Here is a 16,386-nt window from a genome sequence, read left to right on the forward strand (position 1 = left end):
TGGAAAAACCGAACGGGATGAGTGATCTCGAACATCGGCGTCACCCCTGGACCGCAGCGGTCATGACGGCCTCGTCGATGTCGCGGCCCTCCAGCCGGGCGGACTCGGCGGCCAGCAGGACCCGCTTGTAGTCCGTCGGCATGATCTTGCTGAAGCGGGACGGGTCCCAGTCGGTGAGGATCGCCTTCGCCACCGTGGAGCCCGTCTCGGTGAGGTGGGCCTCGACGATCTCGCGCAGCGCCTCGGACTCGGCCTCCTCCAGCTCCTCGATCTCGACCATCTCCCGGTTGACCCGTTCGGCGTCGAGGTCGAGCAGGTAGGCGACGCCGCCCGACATGCCCGCCGCGAAGTTGCGGCCGGTCGGGCCGAGGACGACCACCTTGCCGCCGGTCATGTACTCGCAGCCGTGGTCGCCGACACCCTCGACCACCGCGGTGGCGCCGGAGTTGCGGACGCAGAACCGCTCCCCCACGACGCCGCGGATGAAGGCCTCGCCGGAGGTCGCGCCGTACAGGCCGACGTTTCCGGCGATGATGTGCCCGTCGAGCGGGGCCGCGTCGTGCGGCTGGACCGAGACCCTGCCGCCGGACAGACCCTTGCCCACGTAGTCGTTGGCGTCGCCGGTCAGCCGCAGGGTGATGCCCCTGGGCAGGAAGGCACCGAAGGAGTTGCCCGCGGAGCCGGTGAAGCGCACGTCGATGGTGTTGTCGGGCAGGCCCGCTCCGCCGTACCGCTTGGTCACCTCATGGCCGAGCATGGTGCCGACCGTACGGTTGACGTTGCGGATGGGCAGGTCGAGCGTGACCCTGGAACCACCCTTGAGCGCGCCCTCGGCGAGCTGGATCAACGTGTTGTCCAGCGCCCTGGCGAGCCCGTGGTCCTGCTCCACGGTACGGCGCAGCGAGGCGCCCTCGGGCAGCTCCGGCTGGTGCAGGATCGGCGCCAGGTCCAGTCCCGAGGCCTTCCAGTGGTTCTCGGCCGGGGTGGTGTCCAGCAGCTCGGCGTGGCCGACGGCCTCGTCGATGCTGCGGAAACCCAGCGCGGCGAGATACTCGCGGATCTCCTCGGCGACGAACTCGAAGAAGTTGACCACGAACTCGGGCTTGCCGGTGAACCGCTTGCGCAGCTCGGGGTTCTGGGTGGCCACGCCGACCGGACAGGTGTCCAGGTGGCAGACGCGCATCATCACGCAGCCGGAGACGACCAGCGGCGCGGTGGCGAAGCCGAACTCCTCGGCGCCGAGCAACATGGCGATGATCACGTCGCGGCCGGTCTTGAGCTGGCCGTCCACCTGCACGACGATGCGGTCGCGCAGACCGTTGAGCAGCAGCGTCTGCTGGGTCTCGGCCAGGCCCAGCTCCCAGGGGGAGCCCGCGTGCTTGAGCGAGGTGAGCGGGGAGGCGCCGGTGCCGCCGTCGTGGCCGGAGATGAGCACGACGTCCGCGTGGGCCTTGGACACACCCGCCGCGACCGTTCCGACCCCGACCTCGGCCACGAGCTTGACGTGCACGCGGGCGGCCGGGTTCGCGTTCTTCAGGTCGTGGATGAGCTGGGCGAGGTCCTCGATCGAGTAGATGTCGTGGTGCGGAGGCGGCGAGATGAGGCCGACGCCCGGGGTGGAGTGCCGGGTCTTGGCGACCCACGGGTAGACCTTGTGGCCGGGCAGCTGACCGCCCTCACCGGGCTTGGCGCCCTGGGCCATCTTGATCTGCACGTCGTCGGCGTTGACCAGATACTCGGAGGTCACACCGAACCGGCCGGAGGCCACCTGCTTGATGGCCGAACGGCGCACCGGGTCGTGCAGCCGCTCGGGATCCTCGCCGCCCTCACCGGTGTTGGACTTGCCGCCCAGCCGGTTCATCGCGATGGCGAGCGTCTCGTGCGCCTCCATCGAGATGGAGCCGTACGACATCGCGCCGGTGGAGAACCGCTTGACGATCTCGCTGACCGGCTCGACCTCGTCGATCGGCACCGGCTCGCGGACGCCCTCCCGCAGCTTGAACATGCCGCGCAGCGTCATCAGCCTCTCCGCCTGGGAGTCCACCAGACCGGTGTACTCCTTGAAGATCTCGTAGCGGCGCGAGCGGGTGGCGTGCTGCAGCTTGAAGACGGTCTCGGGGTTGAACAGGTGCGGCTCGCCCTCGCGGCGCCACTGGTACTCGCCTCCGACCTCGAGGCGGCGGTGGGCGTTCTCGGCCCGGGGGTAGGCGCGCAGGTGACGCTGCGCGGCCTCCTCGGCCAGGACGTCGAAGCCGACGCCGCCCAGGCGGGACGTGGTCCCGGTGAAGCAGACGTCCACGACCTCCTGGCTCAGCCCGAGCGCCTCGAAGATCTGCGCCCCGGTGTAGGAGGCGACCGTGGAGACCCCCATCTTGGACATGACCTTCAGCACGCCCTTGCCGTACGCCTTGATGAGGTTGCGTACGGCCTTGTGCCTGTCGATCTTCAGGACGCCGGAGTCGACCATGTCCTCGACGGTCTCGATGGCGAGGTACGGGTTGACCGCGCCCGCCCCGTAGCCGACGAGCAGCGCCATGTGGTGCGCCTCGCGCGCCTCGCCGGTCTCGATGACCAGACCGATCTTGGTACGGGTCTTCTCGGCGATCAGGTGGTGGTGGACGGCACCGGTGAGCAGCAGCGAGGGGATCGGCGCCAGGACGTCGGAGGAGCCACGGTCGGACAGCACGATGATCCGCGCCCCGCCCTCGATCGCCGAGGAGACCTCGGCGCGGATCTCCTCGATGCGGCGCAGCAGTGCCTCGCCGCCACCCGCGACCTCGTACAGGCCGGAGACCACGTGCGGGTGGAAGCCCGGCAGCGCGCCCTCGTCGTTGATGTGGATGATCTTCGCGAGCTCGTCGTTGTCGAGCACCGGGTAGGGCAGCACGAGCTGGCGGCAGGAGGCGGGACCCGGGTCGAGCAGGTTGCCCTCGGGGCCGATGGTGCTGGCCAGGGAGGTGACGAGCTCCTCGCGGATCGCGTCCAGCGGCGGGTTGGTGACCTGCGCGAACAGCTGGCTGAAGTAGTCGAACAGCAGCCGGGGCTTCTCGCTGAGAACGGCGACCGGGGTGTCGGTGCCCATCGAGCCGATCGGCTCGATGCCCGTCCTCGCCATCGGCCCCAGGATGATCCGCAGCTCCTCCTCGGTGTAGCCGAAGGTCTGCTGCCGCTTGATCAGCGTCTCGTGCGACAGGCCCTCGGGCGAGCGGGCGGGCAGCTCCTCGAAGCGGACCAGACCGGCGTGCAGCCAGTCGGCGTACGGCAGCTCCGCCGCCAGCTCGGCCTTGATCTCGTCGTCTTCGATGATCTTGCCGAGCGCGGTGTCGACCAGGAACATCTTGCCGGGCTGCAGACGGCCCTTGCGGACCACGTCCTCGGGGGCGATGTCCAGCACGCCCGCCTCGGAGGCGAGCACGACCAGGCCGTCCGCGGTGACCCAGAACCGTCCGGGGCGCAGGCCGTTGCGGTCGAGCACCGCGCCGACCAGGGTTCCGTCGGAGAAGGTGATCGAGGCCGGGCCGTCCCAGGCCTCCATCATCGTGGAGTGGAACTCGTAGAACGCCCGCCGCGCGGGGTCCATCTCGGTGTGGCTCTCCCACGCCTCGGGGATCATCATCAGCACCGCGTGCGGCAGGCTGCGTCCGGCGAGGTGGATGAGCTCCAGCGTCTCGTCGAAGGAGGCGGTGTCGGAACCGGCCGGGTCACAGATCGGGAAGAGCCGCGACAGGTCGCCCGGCAGGTTCGCCGTCTCCAGCATGGCCTCGCGGGCGCGCATCCAGTTGCGGTTGCCCTTGACCGTGTTGATCTCGCCGTTGTGGGCGACGTAGCGGTACGGGTGCGCGAGCGGCCAGGAGGGGAAGGTGTTGGTGGAGAAGCGCGAGTGGACCAGCGCGATCGCGGTCTCGTAGCGCTCGTCGCTCAGGTCGGGGAAGAACTGCTCGACCTGCAGCGGGGTGAGCATGCCCTTGTAGACGATCGTCCGGGAGCTCAGCGAGGGGAAGTAGACCTTCGCCTCGTGCTCGGCCCGCTTGCGCAGGCAGAAGGCGAGCCGGTCCAGCTCAAGACCGCTCTCACCGTCGGGGGACGCCACGAACAGCTGGCCGAAGAACGGCATCACCGCGCGGGCGCTCGGCCCGGGAAGGTCGGGGGTGGTGGGAACGTCGCGCCAGCCGAGGACCGTGAGGCCCTCCTCCGCGGCGATCTCCTCGATCAGCCGCACGGCGGCCTCACGGGCCCGCTCCTCGGCGGGCAGGAAGGCCATACCGGCGGCGTAGGAGCCGGCCGTGGGCAGGGGGAAGTCCGCCACCACGCGGAAGAAGACGTCGGGGATCTGCGTCAGGATCCCGGCCCCGTCGCCGGTGTCCGGTTCGCTACCCTGGGCCCCCCGGTGATCAAGGTTGCACAGCGCGGTCAAGGCCTTCGCGACGATGCCGTGGCTACGGCGACCGGCAACGTCCGCGACCATGGCGACACCACAGGCGTCGTGCTCGTGCGAGGGGTGGTACAGGCCCTGAGGCTCGGGAAAGCCGAGGTGGGCAGCAGGCATTGAATCCCTCCCGTCGTCTTGCTTCTCTCGAACAAGCAAGGGACGACGTTGGCCCTGCTGCGTGGTGGGTAGAGATTACCGTACCCTGCCGGATACCTGCCTACCCGGTGAGATCCTGCCGAATTAGTGCAGGTTCGCCCGGTTCATTAAACACGCCGCGATGGCACAACATTCCAGGTCCTGGCCCTAGGGTGGCCCAATGGAACCGACCGATCCCACCGGCCTGGGCGCCTCCACCGGTCTGACAGGCAGCGGCACTTCAGATGTCTCCGGCGTTTCCGGCACCCCCGGCGCCTCCGCCGGGACCGGCGACCGAACGGTGGCCGGGACGGGAGCCGGAACCGAGAGCGGGGCCGGGCGTGGATCCCGGACGGGAGCCGGGGCCGGAACCGGGGCCGGGCGTGGAGCCGGCACCGAAGAAGAGGCCGAGGACGAGAACGGCGGTGGAGTCGAGGCTTTCGTCGCACGGGCGGGTGTCGACGGCAGGCGGCTGCGGAACGCGCTGACCGCCCTGGGCGGCGGTCGCTGGTGGACACTCGCCGATCTGGTCAGGGAGACCGCGACGTCGCGGCGGACCATCGAGGCGCTGCTGCGCGAGGTGGACGGCGAACTGGAGCGATCGGGCGACCGCTTCAGGCTCCCGGCCCCTCCCGCCTGGTCGGCCCCGGCACGGGAGGAGGGCGCCCCCGCACAGGACGGACCGCGGGCGAGCGGCCCCACCTCGGCCGGATCGGGAGCGGACGCCCCCGCATCGGCCGAATCGGGAGCGGACGGCCTCTCAGCGGCCGGGCCGCGAGTAAGCAACGTCACGCCGGCCGCACCACGAGCGGGCGGTCCCGCACCGACCGGGCCGCGAGCGAGCACCCTCGCGCCGGCGGACCCGGTGGCCCACCTGCTCCCCGACCGCGCCGACCTGGTCGCGCGCATGGACGAGTTGATCGCCAAGGCTCCCCGGGGCCGCCACACGCTGGACCACGTCGCCGCGACCGGCGAGACCGTGGTCAGGCGGGCGCTGCTGCTGGACGCCCGGTTCTGGCTGGACGGCGCCCGGCTGCTGTGCGTGGGCGACCACGATCTGACCTCGCTGGCCACCGCGATACTGCATCCGGGCGTCGAGGTGACCGTCGTCGACGTCGACGAGCGCATCCTCGCCTACATCGCCGGTGAGGCCGACCGGCTCGGTCTGGCCGTACGGACCCGCTGGGCCGACCTGCGTCTGGGCCTGCCCGCCTCCGCGCGGTCCTGGGCCGACCTGGCGATCACCGACCCTCCCTACACCCCCGAGGGCGTCGGGCTGTTCGTCGCCCGTTGCGCGGAGGGGCTGCGCGACCGCGAGCAGGGCCGGATCATGCTGGCGTACGGCGCCAGCGAGCGCACCCCCGCGCTCGCCCTCAAGGTTCAGCAGGCCCTGTCGCAGCTCAACCTCGTCAACGAGGCGATCTACCCCGACTTCAACCGCTACTTCGGCGCCGAGGCCATCGGCTCGGCCGCCGACCTGTACGTCCTGCGCCCCACCACGAAGACCTGGCCCGCCGCGGCCGCCCGCACCGAGACGTCCGGCACCGCCATCTACACGCAGGGGCCCCAGTCCGTGGAGTCGGCGAGTTCCCCCGCCGTCCCGGCCGCCGGTTTCGGCGAGGGGTTCGTCCCGGAGGTGCTGGTGGGCGAGTGGCCCCGCGACGTGCTGCCCAAGGCTCCCAGGGCGCGCCTGACGACCTGGCTGGCCAAGCCCTACGCCAGTGACCCGGCCAGGGTGGCGATCTCCATACCCGCCGGTCTGGAGGCAGCGCTGCCCCGGCTGCTGCTGGCCACCCGCGCCAGGGAGGTCCAGGTCACGCTGGCGGCGGCTCCGAAGGACCTCCCCCGTGACCTTCTCGCCCCCGTCTACGACCTCACCGCCGAGGGAGCTTACGTGCGCGCCGTACGGGTGGCGCCGCCCGCCGGAGACAGCGGAGGCGCCACGAACGCGGACGACGTGAACGACGCGGCCCGGATCCTGCGCCGCGTCCTGGACAACGCGCACGGCAGGCTCGCCAACACCTGGCGCGAGGCCCTGATCAAGGTCAGGGGCGACCTGACGAAGAGGCAGGCGAGGGCGATCGTCGCCGCCGTGGCCCCGTGGGCGGGCGACGTCACCGTCCTCGAACTGCCCGCCCACCGGCTGCTGGAGCTCAGGACCGCGGTGGAGAGCTCCCTCAGCGCACCAGCCGACGCTGGATGACCAGGCCAAGGCCGTCCATCGCGACCTGCGGATAGGTGAGATCCACCCTGCCCCCGCCGCCCCCGCCGCCCCCGCCGCTCTCCCCCACGCTCGCCCGGGCGGCGCTCCCTCGGACGACGGGGGCGACCCAGCTCACCGTGACGTAGTGCCCGAGGCCGCGGACCTGGGCCCAGCTGCGCGAGCCGTCGAAGCCGTCGGGCGTGTCGGGAGCGGGCCTGACGAAGCCGTCGCCCTTGAGGGCGGCCACGAGCCTGTCGGCGGCGGCGGAGTCGGCGAGGTTGAAAATCAGGAACTGGCCGGAGACCGTGCCGTCCTCGGTCTCGTAGCGGGCGCGCAGCACCTGCGTGCACCCGCCGAGCGCGTCCTGCGCGCTCCCCCAGACCGCCTCCGCGCAGTCGGCGAGGGTCTCGGTGACCTTGAGCGCGAGCTTGGTCGTGCCCGCCGACACCGAGGGGGCGGGGAACATCTCGGCGACGGTGAGCGGCTGGGGATCGAGGTCGCGGGTCGCGATGGGCGCGTAGTGGGCCGTTCCCGGCTCCGCGCGCAGGACGGCGGCACGCGGGGCGGGCTCGTCGCCCAGCCACAGGAAGGCCCCCACCCCGGCGACCCCGGCCAGCACGACGATGATGATCCACTTGCGCATGAGGAAAAAGCTTACTTCGACATCCTCCCCGCCCTCGAAGAACCCGGATTCCCGACCGAAAAACGAACCCGGGAACTACTTGCTCGGGGCGGGCGCCGGGGAGACGGCGACGATGCGGCGGAAGATCGCCTTTTCCGTGGCGCGGACCGCGAGGGACAGCGAGACGAAGTCGTCCCTCGCGCCCGGCTCCGCTCCGTCGGCCCTGCCGATCCAGACCAGGCCCGCGTAGTGCCCCATCGCGTGGCCGCTCGCCTCGGTGTGGCCGTCGGCGGGAAAGGCTGCCCTGGGCGCCTGGATCGGCCGGACCCAGCCGCCCCGGTGCAGGGTGGTCAGCGTGTTCACCAATGTGTCGGAGGAGGCGGTGTCGCGGAGGTTGAACAGGGTGTACTGGGCGACGTAGCGGTTGTCGGCGCTGGTGTACAGGCCCCTGGCCACCTGGGTGCATCCCCCCTGGGCGAGCAGGTCGGTGAGCTCCTGACCCCAGACCGCCGCCGCGCAGGCGCTCTCCAGCCGAGGGCTGCCCGCCAGCCTCAGCGTGGTCCTGCCCTCACTCAGGGTCTTGGGGAAAAGCTCCTTGGCCGTGAACGGCTTGGGGTCCGCCTTGCTCTCCCCGATCGGCGCGAACACCTTGGAGGAGGGCCATCCCTTGTAGACGTCGGGGCGGGGTTCGGTCCCGATGACCGAGGCGGTGGCCCGTTCGGGCTCGAAGTCGTTGCCGATCGCGGAGATCGCGAAGGTGAGGACGACCGCGGCGACCAGCACACCCGCGAGAGATCCGAACACCACCAGCAACCGCTGCTGGGTCGGGGTCAGCCCCCACTCCTCCAGCTGGGGGATGCTCCAGGTCTGCGCCTTGCTGGGGGTACGGCGGCGCTTGCGCCCTCCTGGTGCGGGGGGCGGGGTCGAGGTCGGTGCGGTCACAGTCCGGTTCCTCCCAGGAGGGTGCCCAGGGCGAAGGTCAGGCCGGCGGCGACCGCGCCGACGAAGAGCTGGCGCAGCCCGCTGTACCACCAGCTGCGCGCGGTGACCCGGGAGACCAGCGCGCCCGCGCCGAACAGCGCCAGGCAGGAGACCACCGCCGACGTCACCAGGCTGGTGACGCCGAGCAGGTAGGGCAGAAGGGGCAGGAGCGCCCCCGCGGCGAACGACAGGAACGAGGAGAGCGCGGCGATCCTGGGCGAGGGAAGGTCATGGATGGTGACGCCCAGTTCGGCCTCGGTGTGCACCTCGAGCGCCCTCTCGGGGTCCGCCGAGATCTGCCGCGCCACTTCGGCCGCCACGGCGGGATCGACGCCCCGCTCCTCGTAGAGCTTGGCGAGCTCCTCCAGCTCGGCCTCGGGGTGGCGTTCGAGCTCTCGCCGCTCGACGGCGATCTCGGCCAGGGCGAGCTCCCGCTGGCTCGCCACCGAGACGTACTCGCCACCGGCCATGGAGAACGCGCCGGCGGCCAGCCCCGCGATGCCCGCCAGCAGGATGACCTTGGTGCCCGCGGCGCCACCGGCGACACCGGCGATCAGCGCGAAGTTGGAGACGAGGCCGTCCATCGCGCCGAACACCGACGGCCTCAGCCAGCCGCCGTTGACGTCGCGATGCCGGTGGTGCATCTCGGCACGCCTCCCTGAGGCGTCCGGACTCATCGCGATCCTTCGTGCGGCGGTCCCCAGGGCTCAGCACCGAAGGGACACCGCGGTCCACCGGTCTCGGCCCCGGAACCAGAACGCGCCGGTGTGCCGGACGATCCGGCGGCGCGTCCGAGATCCCGGGACCTCGACCGTGGGAGAGGCGTCAACGTCGTTCTTTCTCGCCCTCGGGAGCGGCCTTCGTCACGGCCTCCTCCTGGAGCTCGCCTTTCTTCGCACCGGAAACGGCCTTCTCGGGAACGCTCTCGCCCGAGGCCGTGCTGACGGCGCTCTCCGAATCCGCGCTCTCCGAAGCGGTGCCGTCAGAGGCGGCCACGCCCCCGGCGGCGTCCGAGGCCTCCGACGAAACCGCCGTACCCGGCTTCCCTTCGGCCTCGGCGTTTCCGCCCCGGCCGCTCTCCTCGGGATCGGCCTGGTCCGACGGGTGAGCCGGATCGACCGCCCCCCCGTCCTCGCTCAAGCCCTCGGCCACCAACGTCGCCGCGGCCGGCCGCGTCTCGTCGTCCCGCCGGGCCGCACGGTCGTTCTCGGCCTCGTCGGCCTGGTCGGAGGGATGGGCCGGATCGACGGGATCCGCCGCACCGCCCCCCGCGTCCGACGCGACCAGGGTGACGGCCTCGGCCTTCGCCGAGTCCGTGCCATCGATGCCGTCGGTGCTCTCGTCCTCACCCGGCGTGGCGACGCCGCCCTCAAGGTCGGCGTCGGGGTCGGTCGCCGACCTCACCGGCTCCTCGTCGGTCTTGTTCCTGGTGTACCAGAAGTAGGCCATCGCCCCGATGAACAGGATGATCGAGGTCCACTGGTTGAGCCGCAGGCCGAAGATGTGGTGGGCGGCGTCGACCCGCAGGCCCTCGATCCAGAAGCGGCCCACGGTGTAGCCGGCGACGTAGAGAGCGAACAGGCGACCGTGGCGGATCACGTACTTGCGGCCGATCCAGATGAGGACCAGCGCGAGACCCAGGTCCCAGATCGACTCGTACAGGAACGCGGGGTGGTAGGTGTCCACGCCCGGCACCGTGCCCGGCCGGTCGGGGTCGATCTCCAGACCCCACGGCAGGTCGGTGGGGCCGCCGAACAACTCCTGGTTGAAGTAGTTGCCCCAGCGGCCGATGGCCTGGGCCACCGCGATGCCGGGGGCAACGGTGTCGGCCACCGCGGTCAGGGAGATGCCCCGGTTGCGGCAGCCCAGCCAGACGCCCACGCCACCGAGCGCGACGGCGCCCCAGATGCCCAGGCCGCCGTTCCAGATGTACAGCGCCTCGATCGGCTCATTGGGCGCGTCCGGCCCGAAATAGAGCTGCCAGTCGGTGATGACGTGGTAGAGGCGTCCACCGACCAGGCCGAACGGCACGGCCCAGACGGCGAGATCCACGATGGTTCCAGGGACACCGCCGCGGGCGCGCCAGCGGCGCTCGCCGATGACGACCGCGACGATGACGCCGAGCACGATGCACAGTGCGTAGGCCCGGATGGGGACCACGCCGAAGAGATGCCAGACCCCCTGGGAGGGGCTGGGAATCGAGGCGAGGGGCATGTCAGGTGACGTTACCGTGTCCCGGGCTACTTGGCGGCATCAAGAACGGCCTGACGTAGCTCGGCCGGTTTGAAAGCCACGCCGGTGTCCACCTCGGTGCCGTTGAGTTTCAGCGTCGGGGTGCCCGTGAGCTTCTGGGTCTCCAGGACCTTGGTGCTGTAGGCGAGGTGCTCGGGAGCCTTCTCCTGGCTGGTCACGCACTTGTCGAAGCCGGGATCGGTCACCCCGGCGTCCTTGCCCCAGTCGATCAGGTCAGGGATCTTGAAGCCTTCCACGGTCTCCGAGGGCTGTGCGTCGAACAACTTGTCGTGGAACCTGCTCCAGGCGACGCCTCCGGGAATGCAGCGGGAGGCCGCCCCGGCCCGTACGGAGTTACCCCGGGTGATGCCCTTGTTGGTCTGCTCCTGGAAGATCGTGATCGGGTGGTAGACCACCTTCGCCTTGCCCTCGGCCGCCAGGTTCTTGATCGTGGGACCGCTGGTCTCCTCGAGCGCCCTGCAGGCGGGGCACTGGAAGTCCTCGAAGACGTCGAGGACCGGCGACTCCACCCCCGCCTTGGCCATGACCACCGAGCCGTCGGAGGCGACGGTGATCGGCGCGAGCTCGGCGCCGACCTGCTCGGACCTGCTGCTCTGCGCGGCGAACCACCAGCCCGCCCCGACGGCGGCGACCGCGAGCACGGCGGCCGTCGTGATGGTCGCTATGCGCTTGCGCCTCTCCTTCAGCATCTGCTCCTGGCGCTGCGCCTTGATCCGATCACGCGCCGACTGGTCCCGCGCGGCCTTGCCCATCAGTCAGTCTCCTTTTCCTGGTGCTCCTCCTCGTCGTCGCCCTCAAGGTCGTCGTACGGCTCCCGCCCGGGGGTGAGCCCCAGGGCGGAGTCCAGCGCGAAGCGGCCCGGAGGGAACCAGGCGACGAGCACACCGAGTCCGAAGAGACCGAAGTCACGCAGGATGTCGATGAGGTAGTCGGGCTCCACCCCGGCCGCCAGCTGACCGCCGCCGCCGAAGCAGCCGCAGTCGATGCGCAGCCCGCGCGCCCACGCCGAGGCGATCCCGATGACAAACGCCAGCATGAGCAGTGCCGAGATGACACCCGCCGCCCGGGTGAGCAGCCCGACGACCAGCAACACCCCCACGACGATCTCCAGGATCGGCAGGCCGTAGCCGACCACCGTGGCGAGCGATTTTGGGAGCAGTTCGTATGCCTCGACCGCCTGAACCGAGAGCACCGGGGTGCCGATCTTGCCCCAACCCGCGACGATCAGCACACCCGCGAGCACCAGCCGCGAGACGGTCGTTACCCAGGGTAGCGCCGAAATCACGATACGCGACCTATTGGGCGCGGGGTTCTCAGAGACCACGAGCATCATTCTCCTATCCCAGGCCCCGGGCACGGATGTCTCCGGCGAACGCAAGGTATCCGAAGGAAACCTCACCACGAGCTGGATAAGCATCGAATAAGCGTGTTCGAAAGACATGGATCAGGGCGCGGTCCCGGCGGAAGGGGGACCGCACCCTGCGGGGAGAGACCTCAGCCTCGGACGCCCGCCGCCAGCTCGGCGCCCAGCTCGCGGACGGACGCGAGAGCCGAGTTCTCGTCGGGGGCGTCCAGGACGCGGCGGATGAACGCCGAACCCACGATGACACCGTCGGCGTAGCCCGCGACCTCCGCGGCCTGCCGTCCGGTGCCGACGCCCAGGCCGACGCAGACCGGCAGGGAGGTGTGCGGGCGGGTGCGCTCGACCAGGCCCTGCGCGGCCTCACCGACCGAGTCGCGGGCGCCGGTGACGCCCATCAGCGACGCCGCGTAGACGAAACCGGTGCAGCTGTCGACGACGGCCTTGATGCGGGCCTCGGTGGAGCTGGGCGCGACCAGGAAGACCGTGTCGATCCCGGCCCCTGCGCTCGCCTCGCGCCAGGGGCCGGCCTCCTCGGGGGTGAGGTCGGGCGTGATGGTGCCCACCCCGCCCGCGTTCGCCAGGTCCCTGGCGAAGCGGTCGGCACCGTAGCGGTCGATCGGGTTCCAGTACGTCATGACCAGGGTGGCGGCACCGGTGGCGGCCACGCCCTCGACCGTGCGGAGCACGTCGGCGATACGGGTGCCGTTGGTCAGCGCCCGGTGGACGGCGTCCTGGATCGTCGGACCGTCCATCAGGGGATCCGAGTAGGGCAGGCCGATCTCGATCACGTCGCAACCCGCCTCCACCATGGCGGTGGCGACGGCGATCGCACCGTCCTTGCTGGGGAACCCGGCGGGCAGGTATCCGATGAGGGCGGCGCGGTCGTCCGCCTTAGCCTTGGCGAACACCGTCTGAAGAGTCGTCATCGTTGCTTCCGTTGCGGTTCGTCCCCTTCGGCCCGCCAGAGGGGAGGCAAGTCGGCCGTGAGAGGGGTGTCAGAGGTTGAAGTACTTCATCGCGGTGCTCATGTCCTTGTCGCCCCTGCCGGAGAGGTTGACCAGGATCGTCGCCCCGGGTCCCATCTCGCGCCCCAGCTTGAGCGCTCCGGCGAGCGCGTGCGAGGACTCGATGGCGGGGATGATGCCCTCGGTGCGGGCGAGCAGTGAGAAGGCGTCCATCGCCTCGGCGTCGGTGACGCCGTGGTAGGTGGCGCGGCCGCTGTCCTTGAGCCAGGCGTGCTCGGGGCCGACGCCCGGATAGTCGAGCCCTGCCGAGATCGAGTGCGACTCGACCGTCTGGCCCTCGTCGTCCTGCAGCACGTAGGTGCGCGAGCCGTGCAGCACGCCGACGGAGCCCGCGGTGAGGGTGAGGGCGTGCTCGCCGCTCTCCAGGCCCCGGCCGCCCGCCTCGTAGCCGTGCAGCTGGACGTCCTGGTCGTCGAGGAAGGCGTGGAAGATGCCGATGGCGTTCGATCCCCCGCCGACGGCCGCGGCGACCGCGTCGGGCAGCCTGCCGGTGAGCTCCAGCATCTGGCGGCGGGCCTCGACGCCGATGATGCGCGCGAAGTCGCGGACGATCTCCGGGAACGGGTGCGGGCCCGCGATGGTGCCGAAGAGGTAGTGGGTGCGATCGACGTTGGCGACCCAGTCGCGGAACGCCTCGTTGATGGCGTCCTTGAGGGTCTGGCTGCCGTTGGTGACCGGGACGACGGTGGCGCCGAGCAGCTTCATGCGGGCGACGTTGAGCGCCTGGCGCTCGCAGTCGACGGCCCCCATGTAGATCACGCACTCCAGGCCCATCAGGGCGGCGGCGGTCGCGGTGGCGACGCCGTGCTGTCCGGCACCGGTCTCGGCGATCACCCGCGTCTTGCCCAGGCGCTTGGTCAGCAGGGCCTGACCGAGCACGTTGTTGATCTTGTGGGCGCCGGTGTGGGTCAGGTCCTCGCGCTTGAGGATGATCCGGGCGCCGCCCGCCTGCTCCGCGAAGCGGGGGACCTCGGTCAGCGTGGTCGGCCGCCCGGCGTAGGTGCGCAGCAGGTGGTCGAACTCCCGCAGGAACGCGACGTCGTTCTTCGCCTTGTCGTACTCCGCCGCGACCTCGTCCAGCGCGGGGATGAGCGCCTCGGGCACGTAGCGCCCGCCGAAGATCCCGAACTTGCCGTGGACGTCCGGGTCGTTCCCGTGGGCGGCGTTACCGGCGAGGTCGGCGGTGGTGATGACGGTTCCCTCGTGCGTTGTCACTGGCTTACTGCCCCTCGGGTCGGGATGCGGGATGGGCACCGGCGGTGACCAGGTCGACCACGGCGGCGCGCGGGTCCTTGCCGGTCACCAGACTCTCGCCGACCAGGACGGCGTCGGCGCCCGCCCGGGCGTAGGCGAGCAGGTCGTGGGGGCCGCGCACACCCGACTCGGCGATCTTGATGACGCCCTCGGGGATCTTGGGAGCCAGCTTGGTGAACACATCTCGGTCGACCTCAAGGGTCTTGAGGTTCCGCGCGTTGATACCGATGATCTTGGCTCCGGCGACGAGCGCCCGGTCGAGCTCCTCCTCGGTGTGCACCTCGACCAGAGGGGCGAGCCCGATCGACTCGGCCCGCTCGATGAGCGAGACCAGCGCGTTCTGGTCGAGCGCCGCGACGATCAGCAGCGCCAGGTCGGCGCCGTAGGCGCGGGCCTCCCAGAGCTGGTACGAGGTGACGATGAAGTCCTTGCGCAGCACCGGGATGTCGACGACGGCGCGCACGGCGGCCAGGTCGTCGAGGCTGCCGCCGAAGCGGTGCCGCTCGGTGAGCACGCTGATGACGTGGGCGCCACCCGACTCGTAGTCACCGGCCAGCGCGGCGGGGTCGGCGATCGCGGCCAGCGCGCCCTTGGACGGGCTGGAACGCTTGACCTCGGCGATCACCGCCACCTGGTCGCCCCCCAGTGCCGCGTACGCGTCACGGGGGGCGGGTGCCCGCCCGGCCCGCTCCTTGAGCTCGGCCAGCGTCACCCTTTCCTGGCGCTCGGCCAGATCGGCGCGGACTCCTTCGAGGATTTCCTCAAGCACGCTCACTTGCCCTCCTCGCGAAGCTCCGGGGCCGGGTTCGCGAACGCCGCCGTATCCGTGGTTCGTTCGCTCCGCTCGCTCACGAGTAAGGCCCCTCCCGGTCGACTGCCCTTGTTCCGCCGATGCTATCGGCCCGGCCGGGGTCGCCCCGCCACGGGGTGAGACCTATCGGTGACTATGGGGCCAGGAATTCCCCAAAAGGAAGATTTCGCACTATCCAAAACACGACCATCAAAGCGAGCAATAACCACACGTAGACCGGGCGTATGGATTTCCGTACGGGCCCGCCACCGGACTTTCCGGCCGATCCGCCCATCGACCAGGCACGCAGCGCCCACCGGCCCCAGGTCAGGACCAGCACCGGGATCATGAGCACGACGAGCGGGTTGAGCCCCAGGGCCGTCACGGGGTCCCCGTGGGCGAGCGCGTACACCGTTCGCAGGCCTCCGCAACCGGGGCAGTAGAGGCCGGTGAGCAGCAGGAACGGGCAGGGCGGATAGTGGCCTGGCTCGTTGGGGTCCACCGCGCCCACGAACGCGACCGCCGCGCCCGCGGCCAGCGCGGTGCCGAGCGGCGCCAGCACGGCCGCGGCACGCGACCCCGCGATTCTCCCCGTCACCACGGTCCTTCAGCACCCTCCACCGGTGGTCCCCCTCACCGGCCACCCTACTTACCCACTCACGCGCCCCCTACCGGCGGCGCGAGCATTGGCGTCAGTAGCCCGTGGCGCCACCGAGGAGCAGGGCGCCGGCTCCGATCGTCCAGATGAACACCAGCGCCGCCAGCCAGGACAGGATGCCGAAGTAGGACAGGACCAGGCCCGCGACGGCCATGCCCCGCCCCTCCTCGCCCGTCCGCCTGATCTGCCCCAGCGAGATGTGCCCCAGCACCGCACCCACGATCGAGGGGAGCCCACAGATGAACAGCCCGGCGATTCCCATGATCAGCGCGGCGATGGCCATGCCGTTGTTACCCCGCGGCGGCGGCCCGCCGTACCCCCCGTAACCGCCACCGGGCGGACCGTACCCTCCGGAACCGTAACCGCCTGAGGAGCCGTAACCGCCTGAGGAGCCATAGCCGCCGCTCTTCGGGGGCGGGCCATAGCCACCCGACTGATCGCCATAGCTCATGAATGACTCCCCATTATCCGAGTTACGGGCGAAATCCTAGCGAAAACACTCCCATGAGGAGACGATCCGTTCACGCCTGCGAGCGCGTTGTGAGCAAGTCGTGGCCGATGGCACACGGCCTCGGCACTCCGGACGGCGAGACGGCGCCGAAACGACGTGAGAGGGCCCCCGCGCCGGGAAAACAGCCAGGAACGAGGGCGCGACGGGAACCGCGCGAGCGCG

13 protein-coding genes are annotated in these 16,386 nt (G+C 70.7%); 1 reads left to right on the forward strand and 12 read right to left on the reverse strand.

The genetic code is table 11. From position 1 onward, the window contains the following. Positions 1-40 precede the first annotated feature (40 nt). Positions 41-4,546 (reverse strand): glutamate synthase large subunit, encoded by a 4,506-nt coding sequence (gltB, locus tag ABZ664_RS11605; protein ID WP_362506780.1) that lies wholly within the window; start codon positions 4,544-4,546, stop codon positions 41-43. Positions 4,547-4,745: 199 nt separating this feature from the next. Here gltB and ABZ664_RS11610 point away from each other — a divergent pair, with 199 nt between their 5' ends. After that, entirely contained in the window at positions 4,746-6,767 is a 2,022-nt protein-coding gene (locus ABZ664_RS11610; RefSeq protein WP_362506783.1) for a bis-aminopropyl spermidine synthase family protein, read from the forward strand. Here the strand turns inward: ABZ664_RS11610 and ABZ664_RS11615 are convergent. From ABZ664_RS11615 to ABZ664_RS11665, 11 genes are all read right to left on the reverse strand, one after another. Continuing rightward, positions 6,742-7,410, reverse strand: coding sequence for a hypothetical protein (locus ABZ664_RS11615; RefSeq protein ID WP_362506786.1), 669 nt, complete (start codon positions 7,408-7,410; stop codon positions 6,742-6,744). The two genes, ABZ664_RS11610 and ABZ664_RS11615, sit on opposite strands and share 26 nt — an antisense overlap. 75 nt (positions 7,411-7,485) lie before the next feature. After that, complete coding sequence (locus tag ABZ664_RS11620) at positions 7,486-8,331, reverse strand: hypothetical protein (RefSeq protein WP_362506789.1); 846 nt, start codon at positions 8,329-8,331, stop codon at positions 7,486-7,488. After that, positions 8,328-9,047, reverse strand: coding sequence for a VIT1/CCC1 transporter family protein (locus ABZ664_RS11625; protein WP_362506792.1), 720 nt, complete (start codon positions 9,045-9,047; stop codon positions 8,328-8,330). Before ABZ664_RS11625 ends, ABZ664_RS11620 begins: the two co-directional genes overlap by 4 nt. A 148-nt stretch (positions 9,048-9,195) precedes the next feature. Next, positions 9,196-10,584 carry a prolipoprotein diacylglyceryl transferase gene (gene lgt / locus ABZ664_RS11630; RefSeq protein ID WP_362506795.1) on the reverse strand — a complete coding sequence of 463 codons (1,389 nt, stop codon included), beginning with the start codon at positions 10,582-10,584 and terminating at the stop codon, positions 9,196-9,198. A gap of 26 nt (positions 10,585-10,610) precedes the next feature. Next, positions 10,611-11,375, reverse strand: a complete 765-nt coding sequence (locus ABZ664_RS11635) for a thioredoxin domain-containing protein (protein WP_362506798.1) — start codon at positions 11,373-11,375, stop codon at positions 10,611-10,613. Further along, entirely contained in the window at positions 11,375-11,908 is a 534-nt protein-coding gene (locus ABZ664_RS11640; RefSeq protein WP_362506801.1) for a MauE/DoxX family redox-associated membrane protein, read from the reverse strand. The genes ABZ664_RS11635 and ABZ664_RS11640 overlap by 1 nt, the downstream gene beginning before the upstream one ends. 209 nt (positions 11,909-12,117) lie before the next feature. Further along, on the reverse strand, positions 12,118-12,912 hold the full coding sequence (trpA, locus tag ABZ664_RS11645; RefSeq protein ID WP_350948164.1) for a tryptophan synthase subunit alpha: 795 nt from the start codon (positions 12,910-12,912) through the stop codon (positions 12,118-12,120). 69 nt (positions 12,913-12,981) lie between these two features. After that, positions 12,982-14,202 carry a tryptophan synthase subunit beta gene (gene trpB / locus ABZ664_RS11650; RefSeq protein ID WP_362507275.1) on the reverse strand — a complete coding sequence of 407 codons (1,221 nt, stop codon included), beginning with the start codon at positions 14,200-14,202 and terminating at the stop codon, positions 12,982-12,984. A 28-nt stretch (positions 14,203-14,230) separates the two neighbouring features. Next, positions 14,231-15,040 carry an indole-3-glycerol phosphate synthase TrpC gene (trpC, locus tag ABZ664_RS11655; RefSeq protein WP_362506805.1) on the reverse strand — a complete coding sequence of 270 codons (810 nt, stop codon included), beginning with the start codon at positions 15,038-15,040 and terminating at the stop codon, positions 14,231-14,233. 169 nt (positions 15,041-15,209) lie between these two features. Beyond that, positions 15,210-15,653, reverse strand: coding sequence for a DUF2752 domain-containing protein (locus tag ABZ664_RS11660; protein WP_362506808.1), 444 nt, complete (start codon positions 15,651-15,653; stop codon positions 15,210-15,212). Between the two features lie 94 nt (positions 15,654-15,747). Beyond that, positions 15,748-16,164, reverse strand: coding sequence for a DUF4190 domain-containing protein (locus ABZ664_RS11665; protein WP_362506811.1), 417 nt, complete (start codon positions 16,162-16,164; stop codon positions 15,748-15,750). Between the last annotated feature and the right edge of the window lie 222 nt (positions 16,165-16,386).

The sequence above is a fragment of the Streptosporangium sp. NPDC006930 genome (genome assembly GCF_040635605.1).
GTDB lineage: Bacteria > Actinomycetota > Actinomycetes > Streptosporangiales > Streptosporangiaceae > Streptosporangium.

Bases quoted from the DNA above. Each gene is read 5' to 3' on its own strand.
- ABZ664_RS11615 (WP_362506786.1), bottom strand. From the start codon at position 7,410: ATGCGCAAGTGGATCATCATCGTCGTGCTGGCCGGGGTCGCCGGGGTG.
- gltB (WP_362506780.1), bottom strand. From the start codon at position 4,546: ATGCCTGCTGCCCACCTCGGCTTTCCCGAGCCTCAGGGCCTGTACCAC.
- ABZ664_RS11635 (WP_362506798.1), bottom strand. From the start codon at position 11,375: ATGGGCAAGGCCGCGCGGGACCAGTCGGCGCGTGATCGGATCAAGGCG.
- lgt (WP_362506795.1), bottom strand. From the start codon at position 10,584: ATGCCCCTCGCCTCGATTCCCAGCCCCTCCCAGGGGGTCTGGCATCTC.
- ABZ664_RS11625 (WP_362506792.1), bottom strand. From the start codon at position 9,047: ATGAGTCCGGACGCCTCAGGGAGGCGTGCCGAGATGCACCACCGGCAT.
- trpA (WP_350948164.1), bottom strand. From the start codon at position 12,912: ATGACGACTCTTCAGACGGTGTTCGCCAAGGCTAAGGCGGACGACCGC.
- ABZ664_RS11665 (WP_362506811.1), bottom strand. From the start codon at position 16,164: ATGAGCTATGGCGATCAGTCGGGTGGCTATGGCCCGCCCCCGAAGAGC.
- ABZ664_RS11610 (WP_362506783.1), top strand. From the start codon at position 4,746: ATGGAACCGACCGATCCCACCGGCCTGGGCGCCTCCACCGGTCTGACA.